A 21,650-nucleotide genomic window follows, 5' to 3' on the forward strand; every position below is an offset into this window, starting at 1 on the left:
GACCTAATGATATCGACTCCCATTCGACGATATGGGGCCGCGATACTCATGTTACTCACCATGGCATTTTCAGGTGAGGTGCTTGCAAAGACGCACACGGATACAACGAGTAAGAAAGCCCACGTAATAAAGACGACAAGCAGTAAGGTTAGCAGTAAACAAGAGTATTCTCGCAATAGTGCAAAGAGTAGTTCACTTCCTGATTTGCGAAAATACCCTTCCGGGACACCAAGGAAAAAAGCGTTTCTCCGGACGGTAATGCCTTACATTAAAAGCCAAAATGCCGCGATTACTGCGGATCGTAACTGGCTGATCTCCAAACAGTACGACAGCCGCTGGTCGCCGTCTGAGCGCACTCGCCTGAAAGATATCGCCAAACGCTATAAAGTGAAGTGGAGCGGGAACACGCGTCGCGTGCCTTGGAACTCACTGTTAGAACGTGTGGACATCATTCCAGGCAGTATGGTCGCGACAATGGCCGCCGCCGAAAGCGGTTGGGGCACCTCGAAGCTGGCGCGCAACAACAACAATCTGTTTGGCATGAAATGCGTAAAAGGTCGTTGTACTAACGCGCCCGGCAAGGTGAAGGGCTATTCACAGTTTGAATCGGTGAAAGATTCCGTGAATGCCTACGTGGTGAACCTGAACACCCACCCGGCCTATTCCTCGTTCCGTAAGTCACGCGCTCAGCTGCGTAAGGCGGATCAGGAAGTGACGGCCACGGCGATGATCCATAAGCTGAAAGGTTATTCCACTCAGGGACAGCGTTATAACAATTACCTGTTCTCCATGTACCAGGATAACCAGCGTCTGATTGCCGCACATATGTAATGAAAAACGCCTTCCACTGGAAGGCGTTCTTTTTTCTAGAGCAGGACTTCACTGTACCGTTCCCGGTACTCCTTCGGCGTGGTGTCATACTCTTTCCTGAACACCGAATAGAAATACTGAAGCGACGGATAGCCACACATCTGTGAAATCTCGTTGATCGACAGCGAGGTGGAGATCAGCAGACTGCGCGCTTTCTCCAGCTTTTCCGCATGGATCACGGCGTGGATCGTCTCACCCACTTCCTCTTTAAACCGCTTCTCCAGATTCGAACGTGATATGCCGACCGAATCGAGCACCTGATCGACCTTAATCCCTTTGCAGGCATGATTGCGAATGTAGTGCATCGCCTGAATCACGGCCGGATCGTTTAATGAGCGGTAGTCAGTTGAGCGACGTTCGACCACGCGAACGGGAGGAACCAGCAGACGCTGGAGCGGCAGGGATTCGTTGTCTAACAGTCTGTGCAGCAGCTTTGCGGCCTGATAGCCCATCTGACGGGTACCCTGAGCCACGGATGAGAGCGCCACGCGCGACAGATAGCGCGTAAGCTCTTCGTTATCAATACCAATCACGCACAGCTTTTCAGGCACCGGAATATGCAAATGTTCGCACACCTGTAATACGTGGCGGGCGCGGGCGTCCGTCACGGCGATAATCCCTGTCTGGGGCGGCAGCGTTTGCAGCCAGTCAGCCAGACGATTTTGTGCGTGCTGCCAGTTTTCTGGCGCGGTTTCCAGCCCCTGATAAACGACGCCGCGATACTTCTCCTGGGCAACCAGCTGGCAGAAGGCATACTCACGCTCCATCGCCCAGCGCTTTCCGCTCGTGGCGGGCAATCCGTAAAACGCAAAACGATGGACGCCTTTCTCCTTTAAATGGAGGAAGGCAGTCTCGACCAGAGCATGGTTATCCGTGGCGATGTAGTGAACGGGAGGATAATGTTCCGGTGTATGATAAGAGCCGCCAACGCCCACGATAGGCACGTCAACGCCACTCAGCAACTGTTCAATCACGGGGTCGTCAAAGTCAGCGATGACCCCGTCGCCCAGCCAGTCTTTGATGTTCTCCAGACGGGTACGGAAATCTTCTTCGATGAAAATATCCCATTCGGATTGCGACGCCTGCAAATATTCGCCAACCCCTTCAACCACCTGCCGGTCATAGGCTTTGTTGGCATTGAATAACAACGTAATGCGGTGACGCTTTTCAAACATGGCTTATTTCCCAAATTAGTCACGATACTGTTATCAGGCGCGCCGCTTGGTGGCAGAGTCCATCCAGACTGCCAGCAAAAGAATGGCACCCTTGACGATATACTGCCAAAACGTCGGCACGTCCATCATACTCATCCCGTTATCCAGCGAAGCCATAATAAATGCGCCCATCACCGCCCCCGCCACGCTGCCAATGCCCCCGGCGAGGCTGGTCCCGCCAATCACGCAGGCGGCGATGGCGTCCAGCTCGGCAATATTACCGGCAGAGGGGGAGCCCGCCCCCAAACGTGAGCTGAGGATCAGCCCCGCGATGGCCACCATCAGGCCGTTGATGGCAAAGACGGCGAGTTTGGTGCGTTCTACGTTAATGCCGGACAAACGCGCGGCTTCGAGATTGCCACCGATGGCATAAATACGGCGACCGAATGCGGTACGCGTGGCCATAAACATCCCACCTAACAGCAACAGCGCCAGCAGCAGAACGGGCGTTGGGACGCCGCGATAATCGTTTAACAGCCAGATGGCGCCCAGTACAATCACCGCAGTAAGCGCCTGACGGCCGACAACCGAGGTTGAAGCAGGCGAGGCCAGCCCCAGCGCCTGGCGACGCATGCGTCCTCGCCATTGCCACGCGACAAACGCCATCAGCCCAACCACGCCGATCGTAAAACCGACGCCATCAGAGAGGTAGCTTTGGCCAATCTGGGACATCGAGGCGCTGGTCGGGGAGACGGTAGTGCCGTTGGTGATCCCAATCAGAATGCCGCGGAAGGCCAGCATCCCCGCTAAGGTGACGATAAACGACGGGACCTTACGGTAGGCCACCCACCAGCCATTCCACGCCCCCAGCAGCAGACCCAGTACCAGCGTGACCGCAATCGTCAGCGGCAGCGGCCAGCCGAGCCAGACGTCAAAAATTGCCGCCACGCCGCCGAGCAGACCCATCATCGACCCTACTGACAGGTCAATTTCCGCTGAGATAATCACAAAGACCATCCCCACCGCCAGGATCCCGGTGATGGCGGTCTGACGCAGCAGGTTAGAAACGTTACGTGCGCTCAAATAGGAGCCATCGGTCATCCAGGTAAAGAACAACATGATCACGATAATGGCGGCAATCATTACAAAAACTTGCAGATTCAGCGATTTAAGTCCTGCGAACGCACCGGGCGTCGGAACAGCGACTTTGATATCAGACGGGTTGCTTTTCGACATGGCGTTCGCTCCTTAAGGCAGCTTCCATCACCTGCTCTTGCGTCAGGTTCTGGTTGTTCAGGTTGGCTTTGAGTTTCCCTTCATGCATGACCAGTACGCGGTCGCTCAGCCCCAGCACTTCAGGCAATTCGGACGAGATAACAATGACGGCAATCCCTTGCTGCACAAGCTGGTTGATCAGCTTGTAGATTTCATACTTCGCGCCGATATCGATCCCGCGCGTGGGTTCGTCCAGAATTAAAATGCGCGGATTAAGCAACAGGCAGCGCGCCAGAATCGCTTTCTGCTGGTTGCCGCCGCTCAGGCGACCTATCGCCAGTTCCGGCGAGGAGGTTTTCACCTTGAGCCTGGCAAGTGACTGAAGAATACACTGCTGTTCTGCGGCATCATCCAGGCTGCTCAGCGCGCCGGAAAACTGGCTGAGCGCCGCCAGCGTGATATTTTTTCCCACCGCCATGACCGGCACGATGCCGTCTTTTTTGCGGTCTTCGGGCACCATAGCAATGCCTTTGGCAATGGCCTGCTGGCAGTTGTCGATTTTTACCGGCTGACCGTCGATATAAATTTTGCCTTCCCAGCGCCCCGGCCAGACGCCAAACAGACACTGCACGGCCTCGGTTCTTCCGGCACCCACTAAACCCGCAATACCGAGAATTTCGCCGCGGTGCAGCGAGAAGGAGAGGTTATCCACGCGCTTGATGTGGCGGTTAACGGGATGCCACGCCGTCAGGTTTTCCACGCGCAGGAGTTCTTCGCCTATGGTGTGTGGTTCGTTGGGATACAGTGCGGTGAGTTCGCGACCCACCATCATGGTGATGATGTCATCTTCGCTCATGCCTTCTGCTTCACGCGTGCCAATGTGCTGCCCGTCGCGGATGACGCAGATGGTGTCGGAAATAGCTTTCACCTCATTGAGCTTGTGCGAAATATAGATGCAGGCGATACCGTGGTTTTGCAGGTCGCGGATGATATTGAGCAGAACGGCGGTTTCCTGTTCGGTGAGCGAGGCGGTTGGCTCGTCGAGGATCAGCAGGCGTACCTGCTTGTTCAGCGCCTTGGCGATCTCCACCAGCTGCTGCTGGCCCAAACCTAAGTCGCCCACGCGCGTATCCGGTGAGATAGCCAGGCTCACCTGGGCCAGCAGTTTTTCGCAGCGCAGCGTCATGGTGTCGTAATCCAGTACGCCGTGGCGTGAGAGTTCGGCGCCGAGAAAAATATTTTCCAGCACGGTAAGGTGCTTCACCAGCGCCAGCTCCTGGTGAATAATAGCGATGCCTTTACGTTCGGTATCGCGAATGTGCGTGGCCTGGAGCACCTCGCCGGCAAAGACGATTTCGCCCTCGTAGCTGCCGTGCGGATAGATCCCGCACAACACTTTCATCAGCGTGGATTTTCCCGAGCCATTTTCGCCGCACAGCGACATCACTTCGCCGGGATTCAGCCGCAGGCTTACGTTGTCGACTGCTTTCACCGCCCCGAAGGCTTTGGTGATGCTTTTCATTTCAAGTAAATAAGACATAACTGCTCCACATAGCCCGACAGATGAACAGGGCAGGTCAATGCGCCCCTGCCGGGCAGGGGCTGCGCTGGATTACAGTTCACTCTTCTTATGGAAACCGTCTTTCACCACGGTGGCGTCAATATTCTCTTTGTTGACTTCGATAGGGGTAAGCAGGCGAGCAGGTACGTCTTTCAGGCCGTTATTTAACGTCGCGTCTGCTTTAGGTTGCTGACCATTGCCCAGCTCAACGGCAATTTCGGCGGCCGTATTGGCAAGCTCGGTAATGGGCTTATACACCGTCATGGTCTGGGTACCCGCGATGATGCGTTTTACACCCGCAAGGTCGGCGTCCTGTCCGGAAATAGCGACTTTCCCGGCCAGACCCTGCGCGCTCAGCGCCTGAATGGCGCCACCCGCAGTGGCATCGTTAGAGGCCACCACCGCATCGATTTTGTTGTTATTTGCAGTCAACGCGTTTTCCATAATTTTCAGCGCGTTTTCCGGTAACCAGCCGTCAGCCCACTGGTCGCCGACGACTTTAATTTTGCCCTCGTCGATATACGGCTTCAGCACTTTCATTTGTCCCTGGCGAAACAGTTTGGCGTTGTTATCCACGGGCGAGCCGCCCATCAGGAAATAATTCCCCTGAGGCACTTTTGCGACCAGGCTTTTAGCCTGTAATTCGCCCACCTTTTCATTGTCGAACGAAATATAATAATCAATGTCGGCATTATTAATCATGCGGTCATAAGCCAGGACTTTTATGCCTTCCTGTTTCGCTTCTTTCACCACGTTGCTTAATACCTGGCCGTTATACGGGATAATGACCAGCACATCGACGCCACGGTTGATCATATTCTCGATTTGCGACATTTGCGTCTCTTCGTTGCCGTTAGCGGACTGAACGAACACCTCCGCGCCGAGAGATTCCGCTTTTTTAACAAAGATATCGCGATCTTTTTGCCAGCGCTCCAGGCGTAAGTCATCAATCGCCATGCCGATTTTGACCTCTTTGGCGTGGCCGGCAAAGCTTGCAAGCAGGAGAGTAGTGCAGAGCGTTAGGGTCAGGTTCTTTATCTTCATAATTATTAGGCCTTTTTGTAGGGGTATGTGTAGCTGAGATAAAAGAAACATTCACTGCTGAGACGCAGCAAATTTTTAACGTGGAAAGGCCTGCTGGCAATTACAGATTTTTATCTTCTCATTACGATATTTGGTTTATTTCTGAATTTATGACCGCGATCGGATTTTAAAAAGCGTAACCTATTAATTACATTTGATTCTGGAATGCGCGCCGAAAAATAGTTTGTCTGCACATTATTTTGCGAGCCAGCGCACAATTGCGCATTCTCTCAATAGCAGTGTGAAATAACGTAATTGAGCAACCTCCAATGTCTATTCACTATTACTCCAGAAGCAAGACCACGCCGCATACCCTGATTATGGAGCTCAATATGCAAGCTTATTTCGACCAACTCGATCGCGTTCGTTTCGAAGGCACGAAAACGACCAATCCTTTAGCATTTCGTCACTACAACCCGGATGAGCTGGTGCTGGGTAAGCGCATGGAAGATCACTTGCGCTTTGCCGCCTGCTACTGGCACACCTTCTGCTGGAACGGTGCCGATATGTTCGGCGTGGGCTCTTTTGACCGTCCATGGCAACAGCCGGGCGAGGCCATTGAGCTGGCGAAGCGTAAAGCCGACGTCGCGTTCGAGTTCTTCCATAAGCTGAACGTGCCGTACTACTGTTTCCACGATGTGGACGTGTCGCCGGAAGGGGCATCGCTGAAAGAGTATCTGAACAACTTCGCGCAGATGGTCGACGTACTGGCTGAAAAACAGCAGCAAAGTGGCGTCAAGCTGCTCTGGGGTACGGCTAACTGCTTTACCAACCCTCGCTATGGCGCGGGTGCGGCAACCAACCCGGATCCGGAAGTCTTCAGCTGGGCGGCAACCCAGGTCGTGACTGCGATGAACGCCACGCATCAGCTGGGCGGTGAGAACTATGTACTCTGGGGCGGTCGTGAAGGTTATGAAACGCTGCTGAATACCGACCTGCGTCAGGAGCGCGAGCAGATTGGTCGCTTTATGCAGATGGTGGTGGACCACAAACACAAAATCGGTTTCCGCGGCACGCTGCTGATTGAGCCAAAACCACAGGAGCCAACCAAGCATCAGTATGATTATGATGTCGCCACCGTGTATGGCTTCCTGAAGCAGTTTGGTCTGGAAAAAGAGATCAAAGTGAATATTGAGGCTAACCACGCTACCCTGGCGGGCCACTCGTTCCATCACGAAATTGCCTCTGCGATTGCGCTGGGCATCTTCGGCTCTGTCGATGCTAACCGTGGCGATCCACAGCTGGGCTGGGATACCGACCAGTTCCCGAACAGCGTGGAAGAGAATGCGCTGGTGATGTACGAGATCATCAAAGCGGGCGGTTTCACCACCGGCGGCCTGAACTTCGACGCCAAAGTGCGTCGCCAGAGCACCGACAAATACGATCTGTTCTACGGGCATATTGGCGCGATGGACACCATGGCGCTGGCGCTGAAAGTGGCGGCCCGTATGATTGAAGACGGTGAGCTGGATAAGCGCGTGGCGAAGCGCTACAGCGGCTGGAACAGTGAGCTGGGCCAGCAAATTTTGAAAGGTCAGTTATCGCTTGCGGAGATCGCGAAGTACGCTGAACAGCATCAGCTTGCGCCGCAGCATCAGAGCGGCCATCAGGAGCTGCTGGAAAACCTGGTCAATCACTACCTGTTCGATAAATAACAGCATTCATGCCCGGTAAGCGCTGCGCCACCGGGCATTTCTGTCAAAGGAGTCACCACATGTATATCGGGATCGATCTTGGCACGTCGGGGGTGAAAGCCATCCTGTTAAGCGAGCAGGGCGATGTGTTAGCCACGCAGACTGAAAAGTTGCAGGTTTCACGCCCGCATCCGCTTTGGTCGGAACAAGATCCGGAGCAGTGGTGGCAGGCGACGGACCGCGCGATGAAAGCCTTAGGCGAGCAGCACAGCCTGCGCGGCGTTAAGGCGCTGGGCATTGCCGGGCAAATGCATGGCGCAACGTTGCTGGATAGCCAGCATCGCGTTCTGCGCCCGGCTATTCTCTGGAACGATGGCCGCTGTGCGGAAGAGTGCGCGATCCTTGAGGAACGTGTGCCTGCGTCCCGCGAGATTACGGGCAACCTGATGATGCCCGGTTTTACCGCGCCAAAACTCCTGTGGGTGCAGCGCCATGAGCCTGAGATTTTTCGCCAGGTGGCGAAGGTTCTGTTGCCGAAAGACTACCTGCGTTTTCGCATGACGGGGGATTTTGCCAGCGACATGTCTGACGCCGCGGGCACGATGTGGCTCGACGTGGCGAAACGGAACTGGAGCGAGGCGATGCTGGATGCCTGCCAGCTGACGCGCGATCATATGCCTGCGCTGTTTGAAGGCAGCGAAATCACGGGCGCTTTGCAGCCTTCTGTTGCTGAACGCTGGAATATGCCAGCCGTACCTGTCGTCGCTGGCGGCGGCGATAATGCGGCGGGGGCGGTCGGCGTGGGGATGGTCGAGGCAGGACAGGCCATGCTCTCGCTCGGCACTTCCGGTGTCTATTTTGCCGTCAGTGACGGGTATCGTAGCAATCCTGGAAGCGCCGTACACAGCTTCTGCCACGCGTTGCCGGGTAAATGGCATTTAATGTCGGTGATGCTGAGCGCGGCTTCCTGCCTCGACTGGGCGGCAAAACTAACCGGAATGGCGGACGTCCCGGCGCTTATCGCAGCGGCACAGCAGGCGGATGATAATGCCGGTGCGGTCTGGTTTTTACCGTACCTTTCCGGCGAGCGGACGCCTCATAACAACCCGGAAGCGAAAGGGGTGTTCTTCGGTCTTACCCATCAGCACGGCCCGGCAGAGCTGGCGCGCGCGGTGCTTGAAGGCGTTGGCTATGCTCTGGCGGACGGAATGGATGTCGTGCATGACTGTGGACTTACGCCATCCAGCATTACGTTAATTGGCGGCGGTGCGCGAAGCAGCTACTGGCGGCAAATGCTTTCCGATATCAGCGGGTTGCAGCTGGACTATCGTACGGGAGGCGATGTCGGCCCGGCGCTCGGTGCGGCACGGCTGGCGCAAATTGCGCTGAACCGGGATAAACCACTGCCCCAGCTTTTGCCCCAGCTGTCGCTTGAACAGCAGCATCGTCCTGATGCGAAAAATCATGCTCGCTATGCTGAAAGACGAGACGTGTTCCGCAAAATTTATCGGCAGCTTTTGCCGCTAATGTCATAAACAGGAGCCGGGTGGCGCTAACGCTTACCCGGCCTGCCAGCCTTCAACCGGGTTAGCTCACAAACCGGCGCGTATCGATTCTTTGCAGCAACATTGACAGCAGCAGGCTGACAACCAGCGTAACGGTAAATATCCAGACAATATCCAGCACCGGCCAGCTTTTAAGCTCAACGCCTCGGGTGCGCAGGGCGTGGATCACCAGCGCGTGAAAACCGTAAATGCCCAGCGAGTGGCGAGAGATAAACCCCAGCACCGGAAGCGGGCGGGCATTCAGGGTGTTTTTAACCAGCGTCAGCAGAGAGATTGCGCAGATAAAGACCATCGGGCCGCAGTACAGATACCAGGTATCGGCAAAGTTGCCGCGCCATTGCAGCTCATGCAGCGTCCCGCGAGAGATAATAAACACACCGACGAGAAACGCGGCCGCGCATAGCCAGTTTATTCCTCGCTTTTGCGTCTCCATCATGCCAATGGCGCGCCCCAGCATGCCGTACAGCACGTAATAAAACGTATCCCCGGTGATATAGAGGTTAACGGGCAGCCATTCAAAGCCATCAATTTTCTGTGAGACGGTATTCGGGTTGGCCACGATCCCGATGACCACCATCAGCGCCAGCAGCATTTTACCGTTGACGTTTTTTACCTGAATTAACGGTGAAATAAGATAAATAACGATTATCGCGAAGAAAAACCATAGATGATAGAACACTGGTTTTTGCAACAAGTTGAGCAGGGAACGTTCAGCGTTAATTGAAGTGAACAGGACGATATAGAGCAGCGAAATCGCGCTGTAAAACAGCAGACAGGAGACAATACGGATGAAATGTCTCGGCTGTGCGCTACGCTCGCCAAAAAAGAGAAAACCGGAAATCATAAAGAACAGCGGGACGCTCACGCGGGAGGCCGAGTTCAGAACATTGGCGACATCCCAGTTAACAGGGCTGATACTGTGCGCGTTCGTGACATACCAGGTCGTTGTGTGGATCATCACCACCATCAGACAGGCTATTCCCCGCAGGTTATCAATCCAGTTAATTTTTGACTGCATCAGTTCCTCTGTATTCCTGATAAAGAAAGTGTGACTGCGATTGCGTAAAACTTTTCCCTTAGAAAATTCTGAGTTTAGCCAGGCTAACTTGTAGGGAGCTGGCGAGATTCGCAGAATGACGGACTTTAATCTATAAACGTGTTGCTACTAAAAATAACAGCCACTGACCAGGGCGGTAATAAAAATGATGATGAAGCGTGGGGTGTCACTCTTTCTGCTGCTCTTATTAACAGGATGCAGTGCTTCTGAGGAGATACCTGTCCAAAAAGCGCAGCAGGGGAAAATGAGCCCGGAGCGTTCCCTGAATATGGAACAGCTGTGCAGGGATCAGGCGGCTCACCGCTATAATTCTGAAGCACAGAAAATTCATATAAACGGCTTCGAGCGCTTTCAGGGCAGCTATGAACTGAAAGGCTATACGGCGCGTAAAGAGGGCTTTGTCTGCTCTTTTGATGCAGACGGCCAGTTTTTACATCTCTCAATGCGCTAAATTGCTCGGATAAGCAGCAACCAGAGCCTTCGCAGGTTCTGGCTGTAGGGCTTATTCCCCAATTTTCCCTAAACAACCCCGTTTCGTACTGTATATCTTGCAGCCAGCGGGTATACTGATCCCTTCCATTTAAAACCACACGTATCCAGCACGAAATACTATGCAAAAGTTTGATACCAAGACCTTCCAGGGCCTGATCCTGACCTTACAGGATTACTGGGCTCGTCAGGGCTGCACCATTGTTCAACCTTTGGACATGGAAGTTGGCGCAGGCACCTCACACCCGATGACTAGCCTGCGCGCGTTAGGGCCAGAGCCAATGGCGACCGCCTATGTGCAGCCATCCCGTCGTCCGACCGATGGCCGTTATGGCGAAAACCCGAACCGTTTGCAGCACTACTATCAGTTCCAGGTGGTGATTAAGCCATCACCCGACAACATTCAGGAACTGTACCTCGGGTCGCTGAAAGAGCTGGGTATGGATCCCACCATCCACGACATCCGTTTCGTGGAAGATAACTGGGAAAACCCAACGCTGGGTGCCTGGGGTCTGGGTTGGGAAGTGTGGCTGAACGGCATGGAAGTGACCCAGTTCACTTACTTCCAGCAGGTTGGCGGTCTGGAATGTAAGCCGATCACCGGTGAGATCACCTACGGTCTGGAACGTCTGGCGATGTACATTCAGGGCGTAGACAGCGTTTACGACCTGGTCTGGAGCGACGGCCCGCTGGGTAAAACCACCTACGGCGACGTGTTCCATCAGAACGAAGTGGAACAATCCACCTATAACTTCGAATACGCGGATGTGGACTTCCTGTTCACCTGCTTCGAGCAGTACGAGAAAGAAGCGCAGCAGCTGCTGGCGCTGGAGACTCCGCTGCCGCTGCCTGCCTACGAGCGTATTCTGAAGGCTGCCCACAGCTTCAACCTGCTGGATGCCCGCAAAGCGATCTCCGTGACTGAACGTCAGCGCTACATTCTGCGTATTCGTACCCTGACCAAAGCCGTTGCAGAAGCTTACTACGCGTCCCGTGAAGCCCTTGGCTTCCCGATGTGCAACCGAAACAAATAAGAGGCGGCCATGTCTGAGAAAACTTTCCTGGTGGAAATCGGCACTGAAGAGCTGCCACCAAAAGCCCTGCGCAGCCTGGCTGAATCTTTTGCTGCGAACGTCACTGCTGAGCTGGATAACGCTGGCCTGGCGCACGGTAAAATTGAGTGGTTTGCTGCGCCGCGTCGTCTGGCGCTGAAAGTGGCAAACCTGGCGGCGTCCCAGCCGGATCGCGAAGTTGAAAAACGTGGCCCGGCCATTGCTCAGGCGTTCGACGCGGAAGGCAAGCCGAGCAAAGCGGCAGAAGGCTGGGCGCGCGGCTGCGGCATCACCGTTGATCAGGCCGAGCGTCTGACCACCGACAAAGGTGAATGGCTGCTGTATCGTGCCCATGTGAAAGGCGAAAGCGCCGAAGCGCTGCTGCCTGACATGATCGCGACCTCGCTGGCAAAATTGCCAATCCCTAAGCTGATGCGCTGGGGCGCGTCCGACGTTCACTTTGTGCGTCCGGTTCACACCGTGACCCTGCTGCTGGGCGATACCGTTATCCCGGCGACCATTCTGGGCGTGGCGTCCGATCGCGTGATCCGCGGCCATCGCTTTATGGGCGAGCCGGAGTTCACCATCGACAATGCCGACCAGTATCCACAGATCCTGCTGGAACGCGGTAAAGTGATTGCCGACTACGAACAGCGTAAAGCCAAAATTAAAGCGGACGCAGAAGAAGCGGCGCGCAAGATTGGCGGAAACGCTGACCTGAGCGACAGCCTGCTGGAAGAGGTGACCTCGCTGGTCGAATGGCCGGTTGTACTGACCGCGAAATTCGAAGAGAAATTCCTGGCCGTTCCGGCAGAAGCGCTGGTTTACACCATGAAGGGTGACCAGAAGTACTTCCCGGTTTACGCCAACGACGGCAAGCTGCTGCCAAACTTCATCTTCGTGGCGAACATCGAATCGAAAGATCCGAGCCAGATTATCTCCGGTAACGAGAAAGTGGTGCGTCCGCGTCTGGCGGATGCCGAGTTCTTCTTCAACACAGACCGTAAAAAACGTCTGGAAGATAACCTGCCGCGTCTGCAAACTGTACTGTTCCAGCAGCAGCTGGGTACGCTGCGCGACAAAACCGACCGTATCGCGGAGCTGTCCGGCTGGATTGCCCGTGAAATTGGCGCCGACGTTAACCACGCTACCCGTGCGGGCCTGCTCTCCAAGTGCGACCTGATGACCAACATGGTGTTCGAATTTACCGACACCCAGGGCGTGATGGGTATGCACTACGCGCGTCACGATGGCGAAGCGGAAGACGTGGCGGTAGCCCTGAACGAGCAGTATCAGCCGCGCTTTGCCGGTGACGATCTGCCGTCCAATCCGGTTGCCTGCGCCGTGGCGATTGCCGATAAGATGGACACCCTGGCGGGTATCTTCGGTATCGGCCAGCATCCAAAAGGCGACAAAGACCCGTTTGCGCTGCGTCGTGCTGCGCTGGGCGTGCTGCGAATCATCGTTGAGAAGAACCTGAACCTCGATCTGCAAACGCTAACCGAAGAAGCGGTACGTCTGTACGGCGATAAGCTGACCAACGCGAAGGTTGTGGATGATGTTATCGACTTTATGCTCGGTCGTTTCCGCGCGTGGTATCAGGACGAAGGTTACTCCGTTGATACCATTCAGGCGGTGCTGGCGCGTCGTCCGACCCGTCCGGCAGATTTCGATGCGCGTATGAAAGCGGTATCCCACTTCCGTACGCTGGAAGCGGCGTCTGCGCTGGCCGCGGCTAACAAGCGCGTATCCAACATCCTCGCGAAATCCGACGAGACGCTGAACGATCGCGTAAACGCTGCAACCCTGAAAGAGCCGGAAGAGATTTCTCTGGCGATGCAGGTTGTGGTGCTGCGCGACAAGCTGGAGCCGTATTTCGCGGAAGGTCGCTACCAGGAAGCGCTGGTGGAGCTGGCGGAGCTGCGTGACGTCATCGACGCCTTCTTCGAGAAGGTGATGGTGAACGTGGAAGATAAAGAGCTGCGGATTAACCGTCTCTCGATGCTTGAGAAACTGCGTGAGCTGTTCCTGCGCGTGGCGGATATTTCGCTGCTGCAATAACGTAAAAAACCCGCCCCTGACAGGCGGGAAGAACGGCAACTAAACTGTCTCTCTTCGCCAATGGCGCCATAACTGCGTTGGCTGCGCTCGTTCACCCGAATCACTTACTAATGTAAGCTCATCGGGATTCGCTCGCTTGCCGCCTTGTTCTGACGTCATTGGCTTTGAGATACTTTTCCTTATTTACACTCTCTCAATTAATTTACACCCTCTCAAACACTGTCGCGATCCCCTGACCCAACCCGATACACATCGTTGCCAGACCAAACTGGGCATCTTTGCGTTCCATCAGGTTAATCAGCGTGGTACTGATACGCGCCCCGGAGCAGCCCAGCGGGTGTCCGAGGGCGATCGCGCCGCCGTTGAGGTTAATCTTCTCGTCGATCTGATCCATCAGCCCCAGATCCTTAATGCACGGCAGGATCTGCGCGGCGAACGCTTCGTTCATCTCAAAGAGGTCGATATCACTTGCGCTCAGCCCCGCTTTTTTCAGCGCCAGTTTTGACGCCGGAACCGGGCCGTAGCCCATGATGGATGGATCGCAGCCCACGACTGCCATCGAACGCACGCGGGCGCGTGGCGTCAGGCCTAATTCGCGGGCGCGGCTTTCGCTCATCACCAGCATCGCGGCGGCACCGTCGGACAGGGCAGACGAGGTGCCCGCCGTTACCGTACCGGTGACCGGATCAAACGCCGGACGCAGGGTGGAAAGCGCTTCAACGGTGGTTTCCGGGCGGATGACTTCGTCATAGCTGAACTGCTTCAGTACGCCGTCTGCGTCGTGACCGCCGGTCGGGATGATCTCATTCTTAAAGGCACCAGACTGCGTGGCGGCCCAGGCGCGGGCATGCGAGCGAGCGGCAAAGGCATCCTGCATCTCACGGCTGATGCCGTGCAGACGGGAGAGCATCTCGGCGGTCAGGCCCATCATACCGGCGGCTTTCGCCACGTTGCGGCTCATACCTGGATGGAAATCGACCCCGTGGCTCATCGGCACGTGGCCCATATGCTCCACGCCGCCCACCAGACAGGCCTGCGCATCGCCGGTCATGATCATCCGCGCCGCGTCGTGCAGCGCCTGCATCGACGAACCGCAAAGACGGTTGACGGTGACGGCCGGAACCGAGTGCGGGATCTCCGCCAGCAGGGACGCGTTACGGGCAATGTTGAAGCCCTGCTCCAGCGTCTGCTGGACGCAGCCCCAGTAGATATCGTCCAGCGCAGCAGGGTCCAGCGCCGGGTTACGCGCCAGCAGGCTACGCATCAGGTGCGCGGAGAGGTCTTCCGCGCGCACGTTACGGAACGCACCGCCTTTTGAACGGCCCATCGGGGTGCGAATCGCATCAACAATGACAACCTTTTCCATTGTGACTCCTTAAGCCGTTTTCAGCGCGCCAACCGGACGGGCTGGCTCAACTGCTGGGTAGTAGGGTTCGTTATGACGCGCTTTGTTACGCAGACCTTCCGGCACCTCATAAAGCGGGCCGAGGTGCTGGTACTGCTGAGCCATATCGAGATAGCGAGCGCTGCCGAGCGTATCCAGCCAGCGGAACGCGCCGCCGTGGAACGGAGGGAAGCCGAGGCCGTACACCAGCGCCATATCCGCTTCTGCCGGGCTGGCGATAATGCCTTCTTCGAGGCAGCGCACCACTTCGTTGATCATCGGGATCATCATCCGGGCGATGATCTCGTCGTCAGTGAAGTCGCGTTTCGGCTGACTGACGTCGGCCAGCAGGCCATCCACCGCCGCATCTTCTTCTTTTTTCGGTTTGCCTTTGCTGTCTTCTTTATAGCGCCAGAAGCCCAGACCGTTTTTCTGACCAAAGCGGTTGGCGTCGAACAGGGCGTCAATGGCGTCGCGATAGTCTTTCTGCATGCGCTGCGGGAAGCCCGCCGCCATCACCGCCTGAGCGTGATGGGCAGTATCGATGCCGACAACGTCCAGCAGATACGCCGGGCCCATCGGCCAGCCGAACTGTTTTTCCATCACTTTATCGATTTTGCGGAAGTCTGCGCCGTCGCGCAGCAGCTGGCTGAAGCCGGCGAAGTAAGGGAACAACACGCGGTTAACGAAGAAGCCCGGGCAGTCGTTAACGACGATCGGCGTTTTGCCCATCTTGCTCGCCCACGCCACCACTTTGGCGATGGTTTCGTCGGAGGTTTTCTCCCCACGGATCACTTCGACCAGCGGCATGCGGTGCACCGGGTTAAAGAAGTGCATCCCGCAGAAGTTTTCCGGACGCTTCAGCACGCTCGCCAGTTCGCTGATAGGAATGGTGGAGGTGTTAGAGGCCAGCACGGTTTCCGGACGCACCTTGTCTTCGGTTTCGGCCAGCACCGCTTTTTTCACTTTCGGGTTCTCGACGACCGCTTCAACCACCACGTCCACACGGTCGAAACCGCTGTATTCCAGCACTGGCTGGATGGTGGAGATCACGCCTGCAAGCTTCAGACCATCAATTTTGCCGCGCTCAAGCTGTTTATTCAGCAGCTTGGCCGCTTCGGTCATGCCCAGCGTCAGGGATTTCTCGTTGATGTCCTTCATCACCACCGGCACGCCTTTCCAGGCAGACTGGTAGGCGATGCCGCCCCCCATAATGCCCGCGCCGAGTACCGCCGCGTGTTTTGGCGTTTCAACGTTTTTGGTGAGTTGTTTGGCTTTGCCCTTCACAAACTGATCGTTAAGGAAGATACCAACCAGCGCGCGGGCTTCGTTGGTGTGCGCCAGCGGGACAAAGCTCTGGTTTTCCAGCTTCAGGGCGTCATCACGGCCCAGACGGGCTGCCGCTTCAATGGTTTTCACCGCCGTGATCGGCGCCGGGTAGTGTTTACCCGCCGTCTGCATCACCATGCCTTTGGCGATGGTGAAGCTCATGGTGGCTTCAATTTTGCTGAGCTTCAACGGCTCCAGCTTCGGCTGACGTTTGGCTTTCCAGTCGAGGTCGCCGTTAATGGCCTGACGCAGAATGGCGAGTGCGCCTTCAACAAGCTTCTCAGGTTTTACAACGCCGTCGACCAGGCCAATTTTCTGCGCCTGTTCTGCGCCGACGTCTTTACCCGCGGCAATGATCTCCAGCGCGCTGTCGGCGCCCAGCATGCGCGGCATACGGACGGAGCCGCCAAAGCCCGGCATGATGCCCAGCTTGGTTTCCGGCAGGCCGATACGCAGGTCCGGGGTCGCCAGACGGTAATCAGTGGCTAACACGCATTCGCAGCCGCCGCCCAGCGCGTAACCGTTGACGGCAGAAAGGGTCGGGACAGGCAGATCTTCCAGACGATTAAAGACGCTGTTCGCGAAGTGCAGCCACTGGCTCAGCTGTTCTTCGGGCACCAGGAACAGCGACAGGAATTCGGTGATATCCGCGCCAACGATAAAGGCCGCTTTGTTGGAGCGCAGCAGCAGCCCTTTTAAATCTGATTGCTTTTCAAGTACATCCAGCGCCTGGCCAAGACTGGCCACCGTCGCGGTATCAAGCTTGTTCACTGAGCCGGGGGCATCGAACACCAGTTCGGCAATGCCATCTTCCAGCCAGTCTACGTACAGGGTGTCGCCTTTGTAGAGCATGTCGGTCTCCTGAATCCAGCAATTGGATCTGGTCATACCAGATGAAACGGAGTGTGGAATTTATGTTAATAAAATGCAAATTAGTCATTAAGAAATTGCTGCGCTGATCACGGTCGGTGGAAATCACGCAGCCGGAGTGAGGTGTGCTAAGATGCGATGACTTGAGGTCAAAAAAACGAAAGGAAGAATGATGGACTCACTGGCTTCGCTTTATAAAAATCATATCGTTACCCTACAGGAACGTACCCGCGATGTACTGGCCCGCTTCAAGCTGGATGCCCTGCTGATCCACTCCGGCGAGCTGATGAATACTTTTCTTGATGACCATGCTTATCCCTTCAAGGTTAACCCGCAGTTTAAAGCCTGGGTGCCTGTCACGCAGGTTCCAAATTGCTGGCTGCTGGTGGATGGCGTGAACAAGCCGAAACTGTGGTTCTACCTGCCGGTCGATTACTGGCACAACGTGGAGCCGCTGCCGACCTCATTCTGGACCGAAGAAATTGACGTGATTGCGCTGCCAAAAGCAGACGGCATAGGCAGCCAGCTGCCAGCGGCGCGCGGCAACATCGGCTACATTGGTCCGGTTCCTGAGCGCGCGCTGGGTCTGGATATTCCGGCAGATAAACTCAACCCGAAAGGCGTGCTGGATTATCTGCACTACTATCGCGCCTACAAGACCGACTACGAACTTTACTGCATGCGTGAAGCGCAAAAAACGGCGGTGAATGGCCACCGTGCGGCGCACGAAGCGTTCCAGTCCGGTATGAGCGAGTTCGATATCAATCAGGCTTACCTGACGGCGACCGGCCACCGCGATACCGACGTGCCGTACAGCAACATCGTGGCGCTGAATGAACATGCCTCGGTTCTGCACTACACCAAACTGGATCATCAGGTTCCGGCTGAGATGCGTAGCTTCCTGCTGGACGCGGGGGCTGAGTACAATGGTTATGCGGCAGACCTGACCCGTACCTGGGCGGCGAATGCGGATACCGATTTTGCGCAATTGATTAAAGACGTGAACGACGAACAGCTGGCGCTGATTGGCACCATGAAGGCCGGAACCAGCTACGTGGATTATCACATCCAGTTCCATCAGCGCATCGCTAAACTGCTGCGTAAGCATCAGATTATCAAAGACATGAGCGAAGAGGCGATGGTTGAGAACGATTTGACCGGGCCATTTATGCCGCATGGTATCGGCCACCCGCTGGGTTTGCAGGTTCATGACGTCGCGGGCTTTATGCAGGATGATACCGGCACGCACCTGGCGGCACCGTCTAAATATCCTTATCTGCGCTGCACCCGCGTTCTGGCGCCGCGTATGGTATTGACCATCGAGCCGGGCATCTACTTTATTGAATCCCTGCTGGCGCCGTGGCGCGAAGGGCAATTCAGCAAGCACTTCAACTGGGAGAAAATTGAAGCGCTGAAGCCTTATGGCGGCATTCGTATCGAGGATAACGTGGTTATTCACGAGAACAGCATTGAGAACATGACGCGAGATTTGAAGCTGGCCTGATGGAAAGCTGGCTGATACCGGCCGAGCCGGTCACCTTTGTTGAGGAAATCAAAAAAAGCCGCTTTATCACGCTGTTGGCGCATACCGACGGCGTGGAGGCGGCGAAGGCGTTCGTCGAGTCCGTCCGCGCGCAGCACCCGGATGCCCGCCATCACTGTGTGGCGTGGGTCGCAGGGCCGCCAGACGACTCACAGCAGCTCGGGTTTTCTGACGACGGTGAACCGGCGGGTACGGCCGGAAAACCGATGCTCTCCCAGTTGATGGGCAGCGGCGTGGGTGAAATCACCGCCGTCGTGGTCCGCTACTACGGGGGCATTTTGTTAGGCACCGGAGGGCTGGTCAAAGCCTACGGAGGTGGTGTCCAGCAGGCGCTTAATCTTCTGATAACAACCCGCAAAACGCCACTTACGGAATATACTTTGTTATGCGATTACGCCCAGCTATCGGGTATCGAAGCACTGCTTAAACAGTTTAACGGTGTCATCGCACACAGTGATTATCAGGCAATGGTGCAATTACGCGTGGCGCTTCCTCAGGCGGAACTGGCTGCTTTTTCAGCAAAACTCGCTGATTTTAGTCGCGGTTCATTGCAATTACTGCCGATTGAAGAATAATCCCCACCTCACAATTTTGAATACCTAAGGAAGCGGCAGAGATGCATTTTCGTGCCATTACCCGAATCGTTGGATTGCTGGTCATACTTTTCTCCGGGACAATGATCATTCCCGGACTGGTGGCGCTCATCTACCGGGACGGCGCGGGGCGTGCATTTACGCAAACCTTTTTTGTCGCGCTGACGATTGGCTCCCTGCTGTGGTGGCCAAACCGCCGTGAGAAAGGTGAACTGAAATCCCGGGAGGGGTTTCTGATTGTGGTCCTGTTCTGGACGGTACTGGGAAGCGTGGGTGCGCTGCCGTTTATCTTCTCCGAACAACCGAATCTCACCGTCACGGATGCGTTTTTTGAATCGTTCTCCGGATTAACGACCACCGGGGCCACCACGCTTGTGGGGCTGGATTCGCTCCCGCATGCGATTCTCTTTTACCGGCAGATGCTCCAGTGGTTCGGCGGTATGGGGATCATTGTCCTGGCGGTGGCTATCCTGCCGATTCTGGGCGTCGGGGGGATGCAGCTTTACCGGGCGGAGATGCCCGGCCCGCTGAAAGATAACAAAATGCGCCCGCGTATTGCGGAGACGGCGAAAACCCTGTGGCTTATCTATGTCCTGCTGACGGTGGCCTGCGCGCTGGCGCTGTGGTTTGCCGGGATGCCTGCGTTTGATGCCATCGGGCACAGCTTTGCGACTATTGCTATCGGCGGGTTCTCCACCCACGATGCCAGCGTCGGCTACTTCGACAGCCCGACAATCAATACCATCATTGCCATCTTTTTGCTGATCTCAGGCTGTAACTACGGTCTACACTTCTCGTTGCTTAGCGGACGGAGCCTGAAGGTGTACTGGCGCGACCCGGAATTCCGGATGTTTATTGGCGTCCAGCTGACTCTGGTGATCATCTGTACCCTGGTACTGTGGTTCCACGATGTCTATAACTCGGCGGTCACGACCCTGAACCAGGCCTTCTTCCAGGTGGTATCGATGGCAACAACCGCCGGTTTCACCACGGACAGTATTGCGCGTTGGCCGCTGTTCCTGCCGGTGCTGCTGTTGTGCTCTGCGTTTATCGGCGGCTGTGCCGGGTCAACGGGCGGCGGTCTGAAGGTGATCCGTATTCTGCTGCTGTTCAAGCAGGGGAACCGTGAGCTGAAACGTCTGGTCCACCCGAATGCGGTTTACAGTATTAAGCTGGGGAACCGCGCGCTGCCGGAACGCATCCTCGAAGCGGTGTGGGGATTCTTCTCCGCTTATGCACTGGTCTTTATTGTCAGTATGCTGGCGATAATCGCCACGGGCGTGGATGATTTTTCTGCCTTCGCCTCTGTGGTGGCAACGTTAAACAACCTGGGGCCGGGGCTGGGCGTCGTGGCGGATAACTTCGCCAGTATGAACCCGGTGGCGAAGTGGATCTTAATCGCCAATATGCTGTTTGGGCGTCTTGAGGTCTTTACGCTGCTGGTGCTGTTTACCCCAACATTCTGGCGTGAGTAAGGAGACATTGGTGAAAACGTTAATTCTTTTCTCAACGCGTGACGGACAAACGCGTGAGATTGCTTCATATCTGGCTTCTGAACTCAAAGAGCTGGGCATTTATTCTGATGTGGTGAACCTGAATCGCACTGAACAGATTGCCTGGCAGGATTACGACCGCGTGGTCATTGGCGCTTCAATTCGTTACGGCCATTTCCATCCGGCGCTGGATCGCTTTGTGAAAAAGCATACGGCGGAACTCGCTCAGCTGCCTGGCGCGTTTTACTCGGTCAACCTGGTTGCCCGTAAAGCAGAGAAGCGTACGCCGCAGACTAACAGCTATACGCGTAAGTTTTTGCTGAGTTCGCCATGGCAGCCCGATATCTGTTCTGTCTTTGCTGGCGCGCTGCGTTACCCGCGTTACCGCTGGTACGACCGCTTTATGATCCGCCTGATCATGAAAATGACGGGCGGGGAAACGGATACACGTAAAGAAGTGGTCTACACCGACTGGGCTCAGGTCGCCAGTTTTGCCCGTGAAATTGCGCATTTAACGGACGATGCGCGGGTTTAATAAGCGTTGAGTTTGAAAAGTGAGCGAACGAAAAGTTTTTTGTATTTAGTGCTTGTCACTTCAGAAGAACTCCCTATAATGCGCCTCCACTGACACGGAACAACGGCACGCAAGCCGCCGGGTCAGCAGAGAAAAGCAAAACAAACGCTTGACTCTGAAGCG

General features: G+C 55.6%; 17 protein-coding genes. 10 read left to right on the forward strand and 7 right to left on the reverse strand.

Annotated elements, in window-relative coordinates:
* The first annotated feature begins 6 nt into the window (after positions 1-6).
* Positions 7-831: a protein bax gene (locus ACOTXL_RS21260; protein WP_022652025.1), complete on the forward strand. Its 825-nt coding sequence runs from the start codon at positions 7-9 to the stop codon at positions 829-831.
* Positions 832-866: 35 nt separating this feature from the next.
* Here the strand turns inward: ACOTXL_RS21260 and xylR are convergent, their stop codons facing one another.
* From xylR to xylF, 4 genes are all read right to left on the reverse strand, one after another.
* A complete protein-coding gene (gene xylR / locus ACOTXL_RS21265; RefSeq protein ID WP_003860152.1) occupies positions 867-2,045 on the reverse strand; it encodes a D-xylose utilization transcriptional activator XylR in 1,179 nt (392 codons plus the stop codon).
* 33 nt (positions 2,046-2,078) lie between these two features.
* Positions 2,079-3,260: a xylose ABC transporter permease XylH gene (gene xylH, locus ACOTXL_RS21270; RefSeq protein WP_003860151.1), complete on the reverse strand. Its 1,182-nt coding sequence runs from the start codon at positions 3,258-3,260 to the stop codon at positions 2,079-2,081.
* Positions 3,238-4,779, reverse strand: coding sequence for a xylose ABC transporter ATP-binding protein (locus ACOTXL_RS21275; RefSeq protein WP_015572746.1), 1,542 nt, complete (start codon positions 4,777-4,779; stop codon positions 3,238-3,240). Before ACOTXL_RS21275 ends, xylH begins: the two co-directional genes overlap by 23 nt.
* A 72-nt stretch (positions 4,780-4,851) precedes the next feature.
* Positions 4,852-5,844, reverse strand: a complete 993-nt coding sequence (gene xylF / locus ACOTXL_RS21280; protein WP_006808602.1) for a D-xylose ABC transporter substrate-binding protein — start codon at positions 5,842-5,844, stop codon at positions 4,852-4,854.
* A gap of 371 nt (positions 5,845-6,215) precedes the next feature.
* On the opposite strand from xylF, the gene xylA reads away from it, so the two are divergent.
* Both xylA and xylB read left to right on the forward strand, forming a co-directional pair.
* Entirely contained in the window at positions 6,216-7,538 is a 1,323-nt protein-coding gene (xylA, locus tag ACOTXL_RS21285; RefSeq protein ID WP_026080557.1) for a xylose isomerase, read from the forward strand.
* Positions 7,539-7,597: 59 nt separating this feature from the next.
* The gene (xylB, locus tag ACOTXL_RS21290) at positions 7,598-9,052 is read left to right on the forward strand and encodes a xylulokinase (protein ID WP_045350935.1); all 1,455 of its coding nucleotides are present in this window, start codon (positions 7,598-7,600) and stop codon (positions 9,050-9,052) included.
* Positions 9,053-9,104: 52 nt separating this feature from the next.
* On the opposite strand, the gene ACOTXL_RS21295 is transcribed toward xylB, so the two are convergent.
* Complete coding sequence (locus ACOTXL_RS21295; protein WP_045332002.1) at positions 9,105-10,100, reverse strand: acyltransferase; 996 nt, start codon at positions 10,098-10,100, stop codon at positions 9,105-9,107.
* A 184-nt stretch (positions 10,101-10,284) separates the two neighbouring features.
* On the opposite strand from ACOTXL_RS21295, the gene ACOTXL_RS21300 reads away from it, so the two are divergent.
* The 3 genes from ACOTXL_RS21300 to glyS all read left to right on the forward strand — a co-directional run bounded on the left by ACOTXL_RS21300 (position 10,285) and on the right by glyS (position 13,741).
* Positions 10,285-10,590, forward strand: coding sequence for a YsaB family lipoprotein (locus ACOTXL_RS21300; protein ID WP_017693801.1), 306 nt, complete (start codon positions 10,285-10,287; stop codon positions 10,588-10,590).
* Between the two features lie 160 nt (positions 10,591-10,750).
* Positions 10,751-11,662, forward strand: coding sequence for a glycine--tRNA ligase subunit alpha (gene glyQ, locus ACOTXL_RS21305; RefSeq protein ID WP_003860141.1), 912 nt, complete (start codon positions 10,751-10,753; stop codon positions 11,660-11,662).
* A gap of 9 nt (positions 11,663-11,671) precedes the next feature.
* Positions 11,672-13,741 carry a glycine--tRNA ligase subunit beta gene (gene glyS, locus ACOTXL_RS21310; protein ID WP_022652021.1) on the forward strand — a complete coding sequence of 690 codons (2,070 nt, stop codon included), beginning with the start codon at positions 11,672-11,674 and terminating at the stop codon, positions 13,739-13,741.
* 202 nt (positions 13,742-13,943) lie between these two features.
* Here glyS and fadA read toward each other — a convergent pair whose 3' ends face one another.
* Positions 13,944-15,107, reverse strand: coding sequence for an acetyl-CoA C-acyltransferase FadA (fadA, locus tag ACOTXL_RS21315; protein ID WP_000416981.1), 1,164 nt, complete (start codon positions 15,105-15,107; stop codon positions 13,944-13,946).
* A gap of 9 nt (positions 15,108-15,116) precedes the next feature.
* The gene (gene fadB, locus ACOTXL_RS21320; protein ID WP_023315008.1) at positions 15,117-17,306 is read right to left on the reverse strand and encodes a fatty acid oxidation complex subunit alpha FadB; all 2,190 of its coding nucleotides are present in this window, start codon (positions 17,304-17,306) and stop codon (positions 15,117-15,119) included.
* 190 nt (positions 17,307-17,496) lie between these two features.
* Here fadB and pepQ point away from each other — a divergent pair, with 190 nt between their 5' ends.
* Genes pepQ through hemG form a run of 4 tightly spaced genes read left to right on the forward strand, consistent with a single transcriptional unit; the run spans position 17,497 to position 21,488 of the window.
* Positions 17,497-18,828, forward strand: coding sequence for a Xaa-Pro dipeptidase (pepQ, locus tag ACOTXL_RS21325; RefSeq protein WP_003860124.1), 1,332 nt, complete (start codon positions 17,497-17,499; stop codon positions 18,826-18,828).
* Complete coding sequence (locus ACOTXL_RS21330) at positions 18,828-19,442, forward strand: IMPACT family protein (protein ID WP_015572737.1); 615 nt, start codon at positions 18,828-18,830, stop codon at positions 19,440-19,442. The genes pepQ and ACOTXL_RS21330 overlap by 1 nt, the downstream gene beginning before the upstream one ends.
* 41 nt (positions 19,443-19,483) lie before the next feature.
* Positions 19,484-20,935 carry a Trk system potassium transporter TrkH gene (gene trkH, locus ACOTXL_RS21335; RefSeq protein ID WP_022649737.1) on the forward strand — a complete coding sequence of 484 codons (1,452 nt, stop codon included), beginning with the start codon at positions 19,484-19,486 and terminating at the stop codon, positions 20,933-20,935.
* Between the two features lie 10 nt (positions 20,936-20,945).
* Positions 20,946-21,488 (forward strand): menaquinone-dependent protoporphyrinogen IX dehydrogenase, encoded by a 543-nt coding sequence (gene hemG / locus ACOTXL_RS21340; protein ID WP_003860122.1) that lies wholly within the window; start codon positions 20,946-20,948, stop codon positions 21,486-21,488.
* Positions 21,489-21,650 lie beyond the last annotated feature (162 nt).

It is taken from the genome of Enterobacter cloacae complex sp. IR5402 (assembly GCF_049238125.1).
Taxonomy (GTDB): domain Bacteria; phylum Pseudomonadota; class Gammaproteobacteria; order Enterobacterales; family Enterobacteriaceae; genus Enterobacter; species Enterobacter hormaechei_C.

Excerpts from the sequence above, each read along its gene's own strand:
- xylA (WP_026080557.1), top strand. The coding sequence starts at position 6,216 with ATGCAAGCTTATTTCGACCAACTCGATCGCGTTCGTTTCGAAGGCACG.
- xylF (WP_006808602.1), bottom strand. The coding sequence starts at position 5,844 with ATGAAGATAAAGAACCTGACCCTAACGCTCTGCACTACTCTCCTGCTT.
- ACOTXL_RS21330 (WP_015572737.1), top strand. The coding sequence starts at position 18,828 with ATGGAAAGCTGGCTGATACCGGCCGAGCCGGTCACCTTTGTTGAGGAA.
- fadA (WP_000416981.1), bottom strand. The coding sequence starts at position 15,107 with ATGGAAAAGGTTGTCATTGTTGATGCGATTCGCACCCCGATGGGCCGT.
- ACOTXL_RS21275 (WP_015572746.1), bottom strand. The coding sequence starts at position 4,779 with ATGTCTTATTTACTTGAAATGAAAAGCATCACCAAAGCCTTCGGGGCG.
- xylH (WP_003860151.1), bottom strand. The coding sequence starts at position 3,260 with ATGTCGAAAAGCAACCCGTCTGATATCAAAGTCGCTGTTCCGACGCCC.
- ACOTXL_RS21260 (WP_022652025.1), top strand. The coding sequence starts at position 7 with ATGATATCGACTCCCATTCGACGATATGGGGCCGCGATACTCATGTTA.
- glyS (WP_022652021.1), top strand. The coding sequence starts at position 11,672 with ATGTCTGAGAAAACTTTCCTGGTGGAAATCGGCACTGAAGAGCTGCCA.
- glyQ (WP_003860141.1), top strand. The coding sequence starts at position 10,751 with ATGCAAAAGTTTGATACCAAGACCTTCCAGGGCCTGATCCTGACCTTA.
- trkH (WP_022649737.1), top strand. The coding sequence starts at position 19,484 with ATGCATTTTCGTGCCATTACCCGAATCGTTGGATTGCTGGTCATACTT.
- xylB (WP_045350935.1), top strand. The coding sequence starts at position 7,598 with ATGTATATCGGGATCGATCTTGGCACGTCGGGGGTGAAAGCCATCCTG.
- ACOTXL_RS21295 (WP_045332002.1), bottom strand. The coding sequence starts at position 10,100 with ATGCAGTCAAAAATTAACTGGATTGATAACCTGCGGGGAATAGCCTGT.
- xylR (WP_003860152.1), bottom strand. The coding sequence starts at position 2,045 with ATGTTTGAAAAGCGTCACCGCATTACGTTGTTATTCAATGCCAACAAA.
- fadB (WP_023315008.1), bottom strand. The coding sequence starts at position 17,306 with ATGCTCTACAAAGGCGACACCCTGTACGTAGACTGGCTGGAAGATGGC.
- pepQ (WP_003860124.1), top strand. The coding sequence starts at position 17,497 with ATGGACTCACTGGCTTCGCTTTATAAAAATCATATCGTTACCCTACAG.
- ACOTXL_RS21300 (WP_017693801.1), top strand. The coding sequence starts at position 10,285 with ATGATGATGAAGCGTGGGGTGTCACTCTTTCTGCTGCTCTTATTAACA.